Consider the following 1,241-nt stretch of genomic DNA (forward strand, 5'->3'; position numbering starts at 1 on the left):
GCCGCGGCGGCGCCGGACGCGGCGGCGCGGCTCGATCGCGCGGCACCGCCGATCACTTCGGTGCTGCGGACCCGCTACCCGGGCGACTACGCCTCGCTGCTGACACAGGCGGCCGCGGGCGTGCCGCCGGGCGTGCTGCTGCTGGGCGAGGTGCGGCGGGTCAAGCAGACCCATGGCGACACCGTGATCCATGCGCCCGAGGCGAGCCTGCGCGCGCTGATCGGCGCCGATCATGCGCTGGTGCAGGCGGCGGCGACGCATGACGCGTCGCTGTGCCCGGCGCTGATCACCGGCCCGATCCCGCCGCTGCCGGACGGGCCGGTCACCGAGGCCTATGAGGGCCGCACCGCCGCCCTGCTGACCGCGATCGCCGACGCCCGCGACCATCCGGTGACCGAGCGCCGCGCCAATCCCGACGACTACAAGGCGTTCACCGCCGCGGCCAAGCGCAGCGGCGTGGGCGTGGCCGGCTGGGCCGTCCTCGCGCCCACCAATCTGGGCGCCGCCAAGCCGGAGGATGTCTGCCGCGCGCTGTTGTCGGTGGATGCGACGGTGCTGGCGATGCACGACGACGTGGCGGACCGCGTGCTGTCCGACCTGGCCGCGACGCTCGCCTCGCAGCAGGGACGCTAGGCACGACGGACGAGGCGGGCGGGCGTCAGCCGGGGAGGCGACGCAGCCCGTCGATGAAGACGTCCACGAGGCGCAGCACGTTGGCCTGCCAACCCGGCCGGTCGTGGGTGTAGCAAAGCCCGACCAGGGTGCGCAGGACGTCCTCCGCCCCGATATCGCCGCGGATTTCCCCGGCCGCGACCGCCCGGTCGAGCAGGCCGCCGATGGCGACAGTCAGGCGCTCGAACGAATAGGCGATCAGCCCCGGCGCGTTATGGGCCGCGAGGGCGAGCGCCGCCGACATACCCTTTTTGGTGGCAACGAACGCGACATTGGCGTGCAGCAGGCGGCGCAGCGCCTCGGTCGGTGAGCCGGGTTCGGTCTTCAGCGCCTCGGCCAGCTCCGCGAGCTGGTCCACCTCGCGGCGATAGACCGCCTCGAACAACGCCTCGCGGGTCGGGAAATGGCGGTAGAGCGTGCCGATGCCGACGCCCGCGTGACGGGCCACGGCCTCCAGGCTCGCCTCCGGCCCGCCGGCGCTGAACACGGCCTTGGCCGACTCCAGCACGCGCTCGCGGTTGCGCCGCGCGTCGGCACGCGGCGCGCGGGGGCGCGGCCGGGCGGGCGCC

2 protein-coding genes are annotated in these 1,241 nt (G+C 74.8%); one reads left to right on the forward strand and one right to left on the reverse strand.

All coding sequences use genetic code 11. The features are described from left to right. On the forward strand, positions 1–633 hold a 633-nt coding region (locus B8460_RS22245; protein ID WP_048862789.1), incomplete at its 5' end, for a hypothetical protein. 25 nt (positions 634–658) lie between these two features. On the opposite strand, the gene B8460_RS16910 is transcribed toward B8460_RS22245, so the two are convergent. Beyond that, a partial coding sequence (locus tag B8460_RS16910) for a TetR/AcrR family transcriptional regulator (RefSeq protein WP_048862790.1) occupies positions 659–1,241 on the reverse strand: 583 nt, incomplete at its 5' end.

Source organism: Acidisphaera rubrifaciens HS-AP3, from assembly GCF_000964365.1.
Lineage (GTDB): Bacteria > Pseudomonadota > Alphaproteobacteria > Acetobacterales > Acetobacteraceae > Acidisphaera > Acidisphaera rubrifaciens.